The 14,116-nt window shown below is 51.2% G+C and carries 9 protein-coding genes; 3 read left to right on the top strand and 6 right to left on the bottom strand.

Annotation, left to right across the window (positions count from 1 at the left end; all coding sequences use genetic code 11):
* Positions 1-2 precede the first annotated feature (2 nt).
* The 3 genes from kdgT to GZ59_RS20060 form a co-directional block, all read right to left on the bottom strand.
* Positions 3-959, bottom strand: a complete 957-nt coding sequence (gene kdgT, locus GZ59_RS20070; RefSeq protein ID WP_011095596.1) for a 2-keto-3-deoxygluconate transporter — start codon at positions 957-959, stop codon at positions 3-5.
* A gap of 487 nt (positions 960-1,446) precedes the next feature.
* Positions 1,447-2,235, bottom strand: a complete 789-nt coding sequence (locus GZ59_RS20065) for an IclR family transcriptional regulator (protein ID WP_011095595.1) — start codon at positions 2,233-2,235, stop codon at positions 1,447-1,449.
* A 228-nt stretch (positions 2,236-2,463) separates the two neighbouring features.
* Entirely contained in the window at positions 2,464-4,797 is a 2,334-nt protein-coding gene (locus GZ59_RS20060; RefSeq protein WP_039294089.1) for a Tex family protein, read from the bottom strand.
* A 350-nt stretch (positions 4,798-5,147) separates the two neighbouring features.
* On the opposite strand from GZ59_RS20060, the gene GZ59_RS20055 reads away from it, so the two are divergent.
* The gene (locus GZ59_RS20055; RefSeq protein WP_039294085.1) at positions 5,148-6,431 is read left to right on the top strand and encodes a citrate synthase; all 1,284 of its coding nucleotides are present in this window, start codon (positions 5,148-5,150) and stop codon (positions 6,429-6,431) included.
* A gap of 94 nt (positions 6,432-6,525) precedes the next feature.
* Here the strand turns inward: GZ59_RS20055 and GZ59_RS20050 are convergent, their stop codons facing one another.
* Together GZ59_RS20050 and olsF are read right to left on the bottom strand one after the other, a co-directional pair.
* Entirely contained in the window at positions 6,526-8,193 is a 1,668-nt protein-coding gene (locus GZ59_RS20050) for a methyl-accepting chemotaxis protein (RefSeq protein ID WP_039294083.1), read from the bottom strand.
* 389 nt (positions 8,194-8,582) lie between these two features.
* Entirely contained in the window at positions 8,583-10,298 is a 1,716-nt protein-coding gene (olsF, locus tag GZ59_RS20045; RefSeq protein ID WP_039294079.1) for a bifunctional ornithine lipid synthase OlsF, read from the bottom strand.
* Positions 10,299-10,472: 174 nt separating this feature from the next.
* On the opposite strand from olsF, the gene greB reads away from it, so the two are divergent.
* Positions 10,473-10,952: a transcription elongation factor GreB gene (gene greB / locus GZ59_RS20040; RefSeq protein WP_011095590.1), complete on the top strand. Its 480-nt coding sequence runs from the start codon at positions 10,473-10,475 to the stop codon at positions 10,950-10,952.
* Positions 10,953-11,020: 68 nt separating this feature from the next.
* Here greB and GZ59_RS20035 read toward each other — a convergent pair whose 3' ends face one another.
* On the bottom strand, positions 11,021-11,902 hold the full coding sequence (locus GZ59_RS20035) for an HpcH/HpaI aldolase/citrate lyase family protein (protein WP_039294076.1): 882 nt from the start codon (positions 11,900-11,902) through the stop codon (positions 11,021-11,023).
* A 250-nt stretch (positions 11,903-12,152) separates the two neighbouring features.
* Here GZ59_RS20035 and GZ59_RS20030 point away from each other — a divergent pair, with 250 nt between their 5' ends.
* Positions 12,153-14,054, top strand: coding sequence for an IucA/IucC family protein (locus GZ59_RS20030; protein WP_080708298.1), 1,902 nt, complete (start codon positions 12,153-12,155; stop codon positions 14,052-14,054).
* Positions 14,055-14,116: the final 62 nt, after the last annotated feature.

The raw sequence follows: 14,116 nt of genomic DNA, 5'->3' as shown, positions 1-14,116 counted from the left end.
TTTTATGCGTGTTTAGGTGAAAAGCGTTTTGCCCATAATGCCGTAATGATGGGCACCAATACTGACGTCACAATGACGCTGGTGGCGACTAACGCTGTCGCCTGTTGAGCAACCGGAGCGAACTCTGGCGCCATATTCGCGATCAGAAGGGGAGTGGCAACGGCGGCACCCGCGCTGCTGGATGCGGCTATGCCCGCGGTTCCATTACCGCCGCCGATAAACTTATCGGCGAGAATCAATGGAATACCGGTAACAATAATGACCAATACGCCGAGGAAAATCCCTGCGAAGCCCGTTTGGAGGATCACCGATAAATTAATGGTGTTGCCCAATGCAAAGGCGAAGAAAGGGATCAGCGTTTGTACTGAATTACCGAACAGCTTTCTCAAGTCTGGGTCAAGGTTGCCCAGCGTAAAACCAATCAGGAAAGGCAGTACGGCACCGACAAATAACTGAGGTTCAAAGGTGGCGATACCGCTGGCACCCAGAATGACCATGGTCATCAACGGGCCGGATTCCAGAGACATCAGCACGAAGGCACCCGCTTCTTCTTTCGAACCGTATTGGTTCATCAATGCGGCGTACAAACCACCGTTAGTCATGTCCATTGCCGCGACCAGCGCAAGAACGGAGATCCCAGCCAGCAAGCCGTTTTGGATACCGTCTCCCGGTAAGAATGCGCCCGCAATCATTGCAACAACCCATGCCGTGGCGAGTTTGGTCACCACCAGAACGCCTGATTTTTTCAGCATCGAACCCGTCGCTTTAAGTTCAATGGACGCGCCCATGCAGAAAAACCAGACTGCCAGAATAGGGATCGTGCCAGTAATAAGACCGTTACTGAAAGAACCTAAAAATTTCCCAGCCCCCGGCGTAAAGGTATTACAGAACGCGCCCAAAAAGAGCGGAACCAGCATTAATCCCCCAGGGATTTTATCAATAGCTTGTTTGATTTTCATAACAGTTCTCATTGTAAAAATAGAAATATGTTCAGCCCGCCGTCAATAAAGACAGGTGGATTATTTGTATAATAAATAAATATACCGGTAATACTTCAAGTTGCATGTACGTTGGCTGCGTTCACTCACCCGAATCACTTACCTGAGTAAGCTCATCGGGATTCCTTCCCTTGCCGCCTTCCTGAAACTCGAATTATTTGGGGTATAGAGGGGGATAATAATCAAAGTGTTATTACCCGGTTTTATTAATTATTGAAGATGGTCGTCCTCATTATAAAGTTGATCGTTAATATTTTTCGTCACCGTAATGTTTATGCATTTTGTAATATATTTAGGTGATGGGAAGCCTTCCCGTAATGCTTAGCTAGCTTTTACAGGTAATTATGTCGTGACGTATCCGTCACGCTGATATTTTCATGACTATAGCTATAGTGAATTTCAATTAATTATGAATTGGCGTTCACTATGGCTATTTAGGATAAATTTATTATCTAATATCAATATTCCGACTGTTAATATGAGCTGTGATAGCTTTGCTGGTTTTAATCAGGCTTGCCAGATGCTTCTCTTTTTTTCCGTTAGCATATTGCGATTGCATACCGTTAACGCCGATAGCAGCAATGACGTCACCATTCTGGTTAAAAATCGGCGCGGCCATGCAGCAGATTTCTTCTATATCTTCGCCATCGTCTATTGCCCAGCCCTGTTCCTTGACGGTTTTCAGGTGCTGTAGAAAATCGTCTTTGTTGGTAATCGTCCGGGGTGTCAAATACTCAAAGCTGCAATCAGCAATCAGTGATTCAATTCTTTCCTGCGGTAGCCAAGCCACAAGCACTTTTCCCAGAGACATACGGTTAAATACAATTTTCTTACCTTCCCAGGATGTTTTTACGATGGCCTTGGGAGATTCTACTTTACTCAGAAAGAAACCGTTATCGCCGTCCATAATACCCAGATGGCAGGTTAACTCCGTCTCTTTGACCAGCTCGTGCATAAAGTTAATGGTGTCTTTACGCAGATCAATATTCTTTATTACCAGACCACCCAACTCAAACAGTCTCAGCCCCAAAACATAACGCCCATCAGCGCGCTGGCGTAACAGTTGCGTTACCACCAGCACTTCCAATAGATGATGCACGCTGCTTTTGGGTATAGACAAATCAGTACAAATCTCAGTGAAGCTGGCTTCGTCACGTTTGGCGATGTAGTCAATAACCATCACTAAACGGACTGCTGCTGGCGCTTTACTGTGTTCGAGTTGTTGGAATATATTCATGATTGTTCTATATGTAAAACTAGGGTTTCCTATATAGAACAATAATAACGCAACGGTAATTTATTTACCTAGATACAGATCACAAATTAATCGCAAATAGGTTGAATATTTCAATATAAATGAAACATAGTTTTATTAGGGAAACAAAATAGCGGTATTTTGGCAGGAAAGATCCCTGATCTCGTTTTCACAAGGTCAGGGATCTTTTAAATAATAACAGAACGGTAATTAACGTTTTTTAAGGGCGGCGGCCAGAGCATCGCCCATTGCGCTATTGCCTGAGGTTGGTGCGCTGGCCGGACGTGGGCGTGATTTACCGGCTGGCTGACGCAGCGAAGTCGTGTTATCCGCACGTGTATTACCACCGCCACGGCGTGATGCGGTGTCGCCCGGCTGTTCATCAAGCCGCATAGTCAGCGCGATGCGCTTACGTTGCAAATCGACTTCCATCACTTTCACTTTTACGATGTCGCCAGCTTTCACCACTTTATGTGGATCGTCGACGAAATGATCGGCCAGTGATGAAATGTGAACCAAGCCGTCCTGATGGACGCCGATATCCACAAACGCACCAAAGTTGGTGACGTTGGTGACCGCACCTTCCAGAACCATGCCCGGTAGCAGATCTTTTAAGGTTTCTACGCCATCGGCGAAGCTAGCCGTTTTGAATTCAGGACGCGGATCGCGACCCGGTTTTTCCAGCTCTTTGATGATGTCAGTCACCGTCGGCACGCCGAAACGTTCATCGGTGAAATCCGATGGCTTCAGGTTACGCAGCGCAGTTGGATTCCCCATTAGCTCCTGCAACGCCTGTTCGGTCGCGGCCAGAATACGTTCCACAATCGGATAGGCTTCTGGGTGAACGGTAGAGGCATCCAGTGGGTTATTGCCGTGATTGATACGCAGGAATCCCGCGCACTGTTCAAAGGCTTTTGGCCCCAGACGGCTGACTTTCAGAAGTTGTTCGCGGTTGTGGAAACGACCATTCTCATCGCGCCAGGTCACGATATTCTGCGCCATCATGCGCGTCAGCCCTGCAACACGTGTTAACAGCGCTACGGACGCGGTATTCAGGTCAACGCCGACGGCGTTTACGCAGTCCTCGACCACCGCATCCAGTTTCTTCGCGAGCTGGCTCTGGCTCACGTCATGCTGGTACTGGCCAACACCGATGGACTTCGGATCGATCTTCACCAATTCCGCCAGCGGATCCTGCAAACGACGGGCGATAGATACCGCGCCGCGCAGTGACACATCCAGATCGGGGAATTCCAGCGCCGCCAGTTCCGATGCAGAGTACACCGATGCGCCCGCTTCACTGACGATCACTTTCTGCGCGTTGATATCTGGGAACTGTTTCTGTGTGTCGAGGAAGAAACGCTCGGTTTCACGCGAGGCAGTCCCGTTGCCAATCGCCACCAGCTCAACCTGATATTTGAGGCACAGTGCGGCCACAATCGGAGCGGCTTTCGCTGCCTGACCGGTATGCGGATAAATGGTATCGGTCGCGACCAGCTTGCCGGTGGCATCGACCACCGCGACTTTTACACCTGTACGCAGACCCGGATCGAGACCCATGGTGGCGCGCATGCCCGCAGGGGCGGCCATCAGCAGGTCGTGCATATTGCGGGCGAAGACGTTGATCGCTTCGTCCTCGGCCTTTTCACGCACGCTGCCCATCAGTTCGGTTTCAAGGTGCAGCAACACCTTGATGCGCCACGTCCAGCTAATGACGGCGCGTCGCCAGCTATCTGCTGCCGCATTGCCTAGCCGCAGATTCAGATGGTCGATAATAATCTGTTCGCAGTAGCTCTCACGCGGTGCTTCTTCGTGCTGCGGATCGGCATTCAATACCAGTTGCAGCACGCCTTCATTGCGTCCACGGAACATCGCCAGAGCGCGGTGTGAAGGGACCAGAGTAATCGGTTCGTGATGATCGAAATAGTCGCGGAACTTTGCACCTTCTTCTTCTTTCCCTTCTACGACGCGGGAAACCAGATGCGCGTTTTTCCACAGATAATGACGCACTTTTGCCAGTAGTGTTGCGTCTTCGGCAAAGCGTTCCATCAGGATGTAACGTGCGCCGTCCAGCGCGGCCTTCACGTCTGCCACGCCTTTCTCGGCATCGACATAAGCCTGTGCCGTCAGCTCCGGCTCCTGACTTGGGTCTTGCCACAAGCCGTTAGCCAGCGGTTCCAGACCAGCTTCAATCGCGATTTGTCCGCGAGTCCGGCGCTTAGGTTTATACGGCAGGTAGAGATCTTCCAGCTCGGTTTTGCTCAGCGTGCCGTTAATCGCGGTGGCGAGCTGTGCGGTTAACTTCCCCTGCTCGTCGATGGATTTCAGAATAGTCTGGCGCCGATCTTCCAGCTCACGCAGGTAACCGAGACGTGTTTCGAGCTGGCGCAATTGGGTGTCATCCAGCCCGCCGGTCACTTCTTTACGGTAACGGGAGATAAAAGGGACGGTATTTCCTTCGTCCAGCAGGCGAACAGCGGCGTCTACCTGCTCCGTGCGCGCCTGCAATTCGCGGGCGATAAGTTGGCTTAATGAATCATTCATAGGTCTGATATCAGTCGTCATCAAGTTAGTGGAGTAAATAAGTAGTGGAATAAATAAGTCGTGGAGTAAACCAGTGAGGACAGTTATACGGATTGAGCGTGCAAAATGCCAGCCGCTGCCGTCTGGAAAGCGAGTGCGATAACGATGCTATTCTGCGCAACAATCTTTATCTAAATCAATATTCCGTCAGATTCTTGCAACCCACCCACGATTTTAGCGTATGAAATACGTTGGCTTGTTTCTTTATAAATTGAGTGTCGTTTTAATCTGGGCGTGTAGCACGGGATTACCTATCCAAAGCCTGTGAGAGCTGACGGGACAACATCATTATTCGGGCAGGAGAAAGGTTCATGACAGTCAGAACGTCCACGTTGACGGCAGAAGGGCAGGCGAGTATTGCGCTGGAAATGCGTTCCGGCGTACTGGGGAAAACGGCTGTGGATATTCGCCCACTCGGCGAACATGGGCTATGCAGCTATGACCCCGGTTTTGCTAACACGGCAGGGTGTGAGTCGGCGATTACCTACATTGATGCAGCGAATAGCGTGTTGCTGCATCGGGGCTTCCCTGTCGAACAGCTTGCCGAGCAGTGCGACTTTACTGAGGTTTGTTACATTCTGCTGCACAGCGACGCGCCTTCACCGGAGGCGTATGCGAAATTTGCTGACAACATTACCCGACATACGCTGGTTCATGAGCAGATTACCCGGATGTTCAGCGGCTTTCGTCGCGATTCCCACCCAATGGCGCTGATGTGCGCGGTGGTCGGGGCGCTGGCCGCGTTCTATCACGATGTCTTGGATATCAATAACGCGGAACACCGCGAGCTGGCGGCGGTACGGCTGCTGTCGAAAATGCCGACGCTGGCGGCGATGTGCTACAAATACTCCGTCGAACAGCCGTCTGTGTATCCCCGAAATTCTCTCTCCTATACCGGCAACTTCCTGCACATGCTGTTTTCGATTCCGGCAGAGAAGTATGAAGTTAATCCGGTGTTGGAACGGGCGATGAACCGCATCCTGATTCTGCATGCCGATCATGGTCAATGCCCGTCTACCATGGCGGTCAGAGCGTCTGGTTCTTCCGGCGCGAACCCGTTTGCCTGTATTGCGGCTGGGCTGGCGTCGATGTGGGGGCCGTTGCACGGTGGGGCGAATGAAGCCTGCATGCGCATGCTGGAAGAGATTAAAACGGTCGACCGCGTTCCTGAATTTGTACGGCGTGCGAAAGACCGCTGTGATTCATTCCGTCTGATGGGGTTTGGTAACTCTGTCTACCAGCATTTCGATCCACGCGCGGCGATTCTGCGTAAAACCTGTTACGAGGTGCTCAACGAATTAGGCATGGAGGACAGCCTGTTGCAAGTGGCGATGGAGCTGGAACATATCGCCATGACCGATGCCTATTTTCTGGAGAATAAACTCTATCCCAGTGTTGATTTCTATACCTCCGTCATTCTGAAAGCGATGGGGCTGCCGTCATCAATGTTTACCGTCATCTCTACCGTCGGTAGGACGATTGGCTGGATTGCGCATTGGGATGAAATGCACAAACAGCAGGAAATCAGCATCTATCGCCCACGGCAAATTTATACCGGGCAGCCGCAGCGGGACTATGTTTCTCAGAAGGGATAACGTTTCTCAGAAGGAATAATGTTTCTCAAATGAAGGACTAATACGATTACCCCCTGATGCCTATGCTGTGGCATCAGGGGGCAGAGGAAATACGTTAGAATTTTTCCCAGTTATCCTGCGTGTTGCCGACTGGAGCAAGCGCTAAGCGGGCCGTTTGCGCTTTCTTCGCCATCGGCGCTGGGCGGGCTGCTGGCGTGCCACGCAGGTGGAAATGGTTCATCAGTGTTACCAGATGGGATGACTGTTCGCGCAGGCTGGTTGCCGCATTGGCGGACTCTTCCACTAGCGTCGCGTTCTGCTGGGTGACCTGATCAAGCTGGTTCACTGCATCATGAATTTGCGAAATGCCGGATTCCTGCTCCTGCGTTGTCGTCCCAATCTCGCTGATTAAATCCGCCACGCTGCGCGCCTGACGTACCAGCTCATCAATGGTGCTGCCAGTGTCTTCGACCAGGCGATTCCCTGCTTCTACTTTCTCGACGCTGGTGTTGATCAGGACCGCGATCTCTTTGGCGGCGGAGGCGGAGCGCTGTGCCAGTGAACGAACTTCCCCTGCTACCACGGCGAAGCCGCGACCCTGCTCGCCAGCGCGAGCGGCTTCGACCGCCGCATTCAGCGCCAGTATATTGGTCTGAAAAGCGATGCCATCAATGACGCTAATGATGTCTCGGATTTTGTGCGAACTGGTGGAGATCTCTTTCATCGTAATGACCATGTCTCCGAGCGCCTCGCCGCCTTTCGTTGCCGTTTCGCTGGTTTGGCTGGCGAGACGGGTGGCGTTGCGTACCGTATCTGCATTCTGACGAATTGCCTGACTCATCTGCTCCATAGACGCGGCGGTTTGCTGCAAGCTGGCGGCTTGCTCTTCCGTGCGTTGGCTGAGATTTTCGCTGCCTGCCTCGATTTGGCTAGAGCCTGAAGCAATAGCTTCGCTGCTCTGCCGTACCTGCTCGACGATATCGCCCAGGTTATTATTCATGTGATGCATGGTGGCTAACAGACTGCTGTGGTCGTTTGGCTTGATGTCGATGTCGACAGCCAGATCGCCATCGGCCACCAGCCGGGCAATGTGGGTCGCATAAAGTGGTTCACCACCCAGTTGATTTTTCAACGTGCGGGTAATCAGCCATGCCACGACGGCGGCCATCGCGGTGGCGGCAAGGGAGAGAACCAGCATGATGACGCTGCCGGATTGCGCGCCATGCTGTGCGTGGCTGACAATCTCGTTAGTATCCTGCTGTTGCGAGGCCATCATCGCGTCCAGCACTTTGAACAGTGCGTTTTGCGCAGGTTGCATCTCATTAAGAATAATGGCGTTACCCTGCAGACGCAGTTGTGGATCGGTGGATTGCACCAGCTCCATGGCTTTCAAAAAGGCGGTAAGGTACGGCGGGCGGGTGTCTTGAAACTGTTTCAACAGCGCGCTGGTTCCTTCGGTATCCAGCTGTTGCCCCAGTTTTTTCAGGTTGGCGGTATTGCGAGCGATTTGCTCATCGACGAACTGCTTTTCCTGCTTGATTTGCGCAGGGTCGGTGCTGATCGCAATGTTGCGGATCAGGCGGGCATTAGCGTCAAAACCGGCTTTAACATCCTGAATCAATAACATATTGGCTAACGTAGTGCCGGAAAGCCGGTCGATGTCGTTACCCAGCCCAACCAGTTGGAGCCGTCCGAAGAATGCCACCATCAGACTGATGATGATAACCAGAGAAAATCCCATACCCAGCATCTTGCCGAGTTTGATTCTGTTCAGCATATTCATAAACATCCTTAATTTTTTGACATGCTATGAAGGCATAACGGAGGGAGCTTGCTATCGTAATCGATGCAAGTAATGACAAGGTATTATAGCTATCCTTCGCGTTTTCGGGATACATCAGCGACTCCCGCATTTAAAAATTGATAGATAAGAATATCTTTAATATCGGCAGAAAAAGCGTTCAGTTGATCACGTAAATTACGGCAAGTGGGATTTCGTATGAAATGTGTGATCTGAGAAACAAAATGCGGATTGTTACGACATTGGTTAACGGGGATGAGGTTCCTGTAGGGAAACCTCGCCCCGTGGTCGCTCCGCGTATCTCGGTTCTGAAGCGATTGGCACGAAGGGAAGTAGCGCGTTAGCGCTTCAGAGGCTAACGCGCCGGTCAATCAAGAGGCTTTATCGCCGACAAAAGGCGCGATATAGCGCTGATAGCGTGATGTTTTCAGCTGTTGCAGGTCGACAAGTACCAGACCGTCGATGCAGTTATTGAAATCGGGATCGATACCAAAATCGATAAATCGCACGCCTCCGGGTTCACACAGCTCCGAATACTGCTTGTAGAGCGTCGGGATAGCGCACCCCATATTGCTGAGCATGCTTTTCAACCGAGTGAGGTCCTGCTGGTAGTCCGTTCCTTCAAACTGTTTCAGCACGTCAGGCAGCGATGCCGGATAAGGGCGGCGCGACGTTGCCAGCGGCTGCTCAGGCGTGAAGTGCAGGCGATAAAAGGCGACCAGCAAATCGCGTGCATGCGGTGGCAACGTGCCGGAAAGCGATACGGGGCCGAACAGATAGCGGTGTTCTGGATAACGCGCCAGATAGGCACCAATGCCCAACCAGAGGTAATCCAGCCCGCGCTTACCCCAGTATTTGGGTTGAATAAAGCTGCGGCCTAGCTCAATGCCTGACGCCAGGATCGGATCCATTTCGTCGCCGTACTGGAACAGACTATGGCTGTAGAGACCGTTCTTGCCTTTTTTGGCGATCAGATTTGCCGTTGAGACAAAGCGATAGGCACCGACAATCTCCAGCTCGCGATCGTCCCACAGGATCAGATGCAGGTAGTCATCATCGTAGCTATCCAGATCGCGGCGCTGACCAGAGCCTTCGCCCACCGCCCGGAAAGCGATTTCTCGCAGGCGTCCGAGTTCACGCAACAGCGGCACGTAATCTTCTTCACCGCGACGGTACAGATAGACCACTTTGCCATCCGGCGTGGTACCCAGCGTTTCACACGCTGACAGCGCACGTTTCAGCAGCACGCGGTCTTCGGCCAACGCAATGGGTTTTTCACCGGCAAAGCAGCCGGGCTTTCCTTGTCCCAATCGATAAACGTGACGCCGGAAGCGGGCCGCCAGATCGTTAGCATTCCATTCACCCTGGCTCCAGGATGCATAAGGAATTCTGGCACCGATACGCAGCTTGAGCGTTTGCCCACGCTGGCCGAACATTTCTCTCACCAGAAGGAGGGTGGACAGCGGGCGATAAACCATGGAGGAGAGATAGAACAGCGTACTATTGCGTCCGCCGATATGGATGGGCACTACGGGCGCACGCGCTTTGCTTGCCATGCGGATAAATCCGTTGTGCCAATGACCATCACGAATACCTTGCAGGCTCACGCGCGAAACCTCGCCTGCTGGAAATACGATGATCGCGCCGTCGCCTTCCAGATGTTGCTGGATGGCGCTGATTTGCTGGCGTTTGGTGCGGTTATTGAAGTTATCGACGGAAAAAAACAGATTTTTGAGCGGGGCGACATAAGAGAGGAGCTGGCTGGCGACGATACGGACATCTGGCCTGACACTGGCGACGGTACGTAATAGCGCCAGACCGTCCAGCGAGCCAATTGGGTGGTTGGCAACCAGTACCACCGGCCCTTGGCTGGGGATATTTTCTAAATCCCCCTCGACCATTTCACAATTGAAGTTGAAGTAATCAAGAATCTGTTCGACCAGGTCCAATCCTTTCAGGTGCGGGTAACGCCGCGCAAATTGCTGCATTTCATTTTCAAATAGCAGAGAACGCAAAACTGTTTTCTGCCAGGGTGGCGTATGGCGATGCGGGACAAGATCTTGCAGAATGGCGTCTAAGCTAAACATAAATCGTTCTCCGTAGCTCTCCGTGGCTAAAAGTACGGGATAGAAATGACATATTTATGTCTGTTGATAGATTATTAGCCAAAACTGTAAATCTGTGTAATGAACGCGTGATTTTTTGAACGTGAACATATTGAAGAACGGCATATGCACTAAGCGCCTAATGGGGTTACTGACTTGAAAACCAATCTGATTACCCGTGAGGGGTATGACAAACTGCGGGCAGAACATGAGCATCTCTGGAATATAAAGCGCCCGGAAATTACCAAAATTGTTTCCTGGGCTGCCAGCCTAGGGGATCGCTCAGAAAATGCGGACTACACCTACAATAAGCGTTTATTACGTCAGATCGATCGCCGTGTGCGCTATCTGAGAAAGTGTCTGGCGGAATTGAAAATTGTTGATTATTCACCGCAGCAGGATGGCAGCGTATTTTTTGGTGCCTGGATAGAGATCGAAAATGAGCAAGGTGATGTGAAGCGCTTGCGGATTGTCGGTCCTGACGAGATCTACGGTGACAGTAAAGACTATATTTCGATCGATTCCCCGATGGCACGCGCGATGCTGAAAAAAGCAGTCGATGAGGAGTTCACCGTGAACACGCCAGACGGCCCGCGCGAGTGGTTCATCAACGCGATTGATTACGTTAAATCATGAGCGTAGCCCGGCTCACACCGGGCAGTTTCATCGCTGATGTGAAAAACGCGACGTCGCCTGAAACTGGTTTAGCCATCCGAATTTTGTGCTCGTAAGAGCTGTCTGGCCTGCTCAATGACAGGTAAGTCCACCATCTCGCCGTTTATCTGGAAAGCGTAGCTGTGTTCGGCCGCTTTCAAAACCTGTTTTGCCCAGTCTATTTTGCTACGATCTGCCGTGAAAGCCTGCTGAACGACCTCGATCTGCGAGGGATGGATACAGAGTTTGGCCGAGAAGCCGAGCGAGCGTGCATGTAGTGCGTCAGCTAGCACTCGGTCATGATGTGTGAAATCGGGGTTAACGCAATCTATTGGCGGCGGTAAATCGGCCAGTCTGGACGCCAGTACAATACGGCTTCTGGCATACAGCAATGCATGCAGGGATTGATCGCAATGGATATCGAGTGAGAAATCCAATGAACCAAATGCCACTCTTTCTACACCTGCGGCACAAATTTCTTCCGCATTATGTAATCCCCGAGCAGTCTCAATAATCGCAATAATATTCACGTTTTCCAATCTATTACGATTTATCATTTCCCGTGCTTCATTCAGCATTGCTGCTGACTCTATTTTGGGTAAGACAATTTCCTGTGTGGCTATTTTATGTCTGGCTGCGGTTTTATTTCTTAATCTCGCTTTGTTACTCAGTCTATTTAGAAGCTCGACATCTTGATTGAATTCCGATGATCCAAGTTTATTTAAACGTATATATTTTTTGCAATTTACTTCAGAGACGGGAGTATCGTTTTCATACCACTGGATAATATTTTCTCTGGCCTGGTTTTTTTCATCAGGATGAACAGCATCTTCCAGATCAAATATCACAGCATCGGCTCCACAGCGGATGGCATGTTCAAAGCGATGAGGCGCATTTCCAGGCACGAAGAGGTAGGTCTTAGCGTGTTCCATGCTGTTCTCCTTTACTTATTTCATTGATTAAAAATGAATTTATAAAAATGTAACCAATTAATTGCGAATAAGAATGATACCTATTTACATTGAGGTTAGTGGTATGCTAGCTTTCCTTTCATTATTTTTCAATCTATCTATCGCGACATTTTTATTAAGTTTCGGGATGTGTTAACCCGAGATCTAATGACACCCTTTTATACGTTACGGCAATCAATTCTTACTTGTTTTATCGGTATGGGGAGTGGTTATGAATATCAAGGCAGACGCAGTTGAACACAGGGATATACGGAAAATTTCAGATGACTTTTTCTCTGATTATTCAAATAAAAATGCGTTAAGGCGATTGATTCGCTGCTTTTTTGCTGAGGGTATTTTGAATAAATATAACCTGATTTTTACTGAGGTTAATTCCGGTCGTGCAACGTTTTCTTTGCGCGGAAGCAACGGTGAACTGAAGTTTGATGATATTTATTCGGCGCCGGCAAATACTTATATTAATAATGGAAATGTTTATCACATTAATTCCCAAGGGGCGTCTTTTCCCGTCACTGACCACGAACAGTTGATTGATTTACTCCGCGATAGTTTTGATTTCCATCCTGAAGAAAGCGGCATTAATGGCCTGAAAAAAGATGTTGGCAACAGTATCCGTAATGATACCAACGCCCGGCGCTATCGGTGCCAATGGCGTGCTGAAGTCGCTGATGCCATGCGGCAGGATGGGCAGGAATATTTCACGCAGTGGCTGCGTCGGCAGCGAAGTATTCGCGATGCCGCGATGTTGCTCGACCAGTGGGGATCGCTGGAAGGGCATCCCTATTACCCCACCTGGAAATCCCGTCCGGGCCTGAGTGACGAAGACGTCCAACTGCTGTCGCCAGAATTCAATGCTCGTGTGCCGTTGCGTATTACCGCGCTGCGCCGTGATATGGCGTATGTGGAATGCATGCCGCACGTCGATGATTTTCATCAGTGGTTTGCTCAGGCGTTCCCCGCGCTCTGGCAGGACTGGAAGCAGCGCTTGAATCAACAAGGGCTGGATGAGACGCAGTGGCTTCCGCTGCCAATCCACAGTTGGCATCTGGAAAACTGGGTGAAATCCCATTACGCGGACGAGATCGCTGAAGGGATTTTGCTCACCGATGGTCCCGATCTCATCACGCTGCCGGGGATGTCGTTCCGTACCGTCTTGCCCGTTGAGCCACCTTCTTCACCTTTCATCAAATTGCCTGTCGCCATCTGGATGACCAGTGAAATGCGCAGCCTACAGGCAAAATCGATCCACATGGGACCGCGCATTAGCACCATTATCGAAGCGATTCTGGCGCAGGAGGGCGGGTTCGAGCAGCGGCTGGCGTTTTTCCGCGAAGAGGCCGCATTCCACTACAAACATGCGGTTCATCAGGATGACGCACTGGGCAAACACCTCTCCGTCGTCTTCCGTGATGCGCGCGTCTATGAACGCTCCGACGGCGCGCTGCCCGTAACCGTCGCCACGCTGTTTACGGCGCTGCCTCACCGCGACCAACCATTATTCACCGAGCTGGTTACGCTGTCTGGGCTTGGTGCAGAAGCGTGGTTCCGTCAATACGTGCGTGCTGTGACCCGTCCTGTCATCGCTATCTATCTGCTGTATGGCATTGGGCTGGAAGCACATCAGCAGAACAGCCAGATCCTCTTTTCGCCTGAAGGCGTCGCGCAGGGGCTATTAATCCGCGATTTCGGCGACGGACGCACCTACGCGCCGCTGCTGAGTCAGCGCGGCTATCACCTGCAACCCTACATCTGGCCCGGCATTCTGCCCACGGTGTTTGAAGGCGATATCGAGCCGGTGCGGATGTTTGTCGTCGATGCCTGTTTTGTCAGTCACCTGCACGAATTGGCGCTGGCGCTCAGCGTGGAATACGGCTTTGCCGATGCCCGGCTGTGGCAGGTGATGAAAGAGGAAACCGCCGCGGCGTTTGACGCAGTGAAATCGCGCGTTGATGGCGATGTGTGGCAGACCGAACGTGACATGTTTTTGACCCAGCCTTGGTATACGCGCTCGCTATTGCGCATGCATATCCAGGAATACCGCGACTACCGGATTCAGCACGGCCTGAGCAACCCCTTCCTCACGGAAGGAGAAGAAACTCGCATCGAGCCGTGATGTATGGCGATGCTCCTGCCTCACAGGCTAAAAAACGGGAGCATCTTTTTCAATCCTCATTT

Origin of the sequence: Pectobacterium atrosepticum (genome assembly GCF_000740965.1) — a bacterium.
In the GTDB taxonomy this organism is placed as follows: domain Bacteria; phylum Pseudomonadota; class Gammaproteobacteria; order Enterobacterales; family Enterobacteriaceae; genus Pectobacterium; species Pectobacterium atrosepticum.
This window is presented reverse-complemented; position numbering and strand designations above follow the sequence as displayed.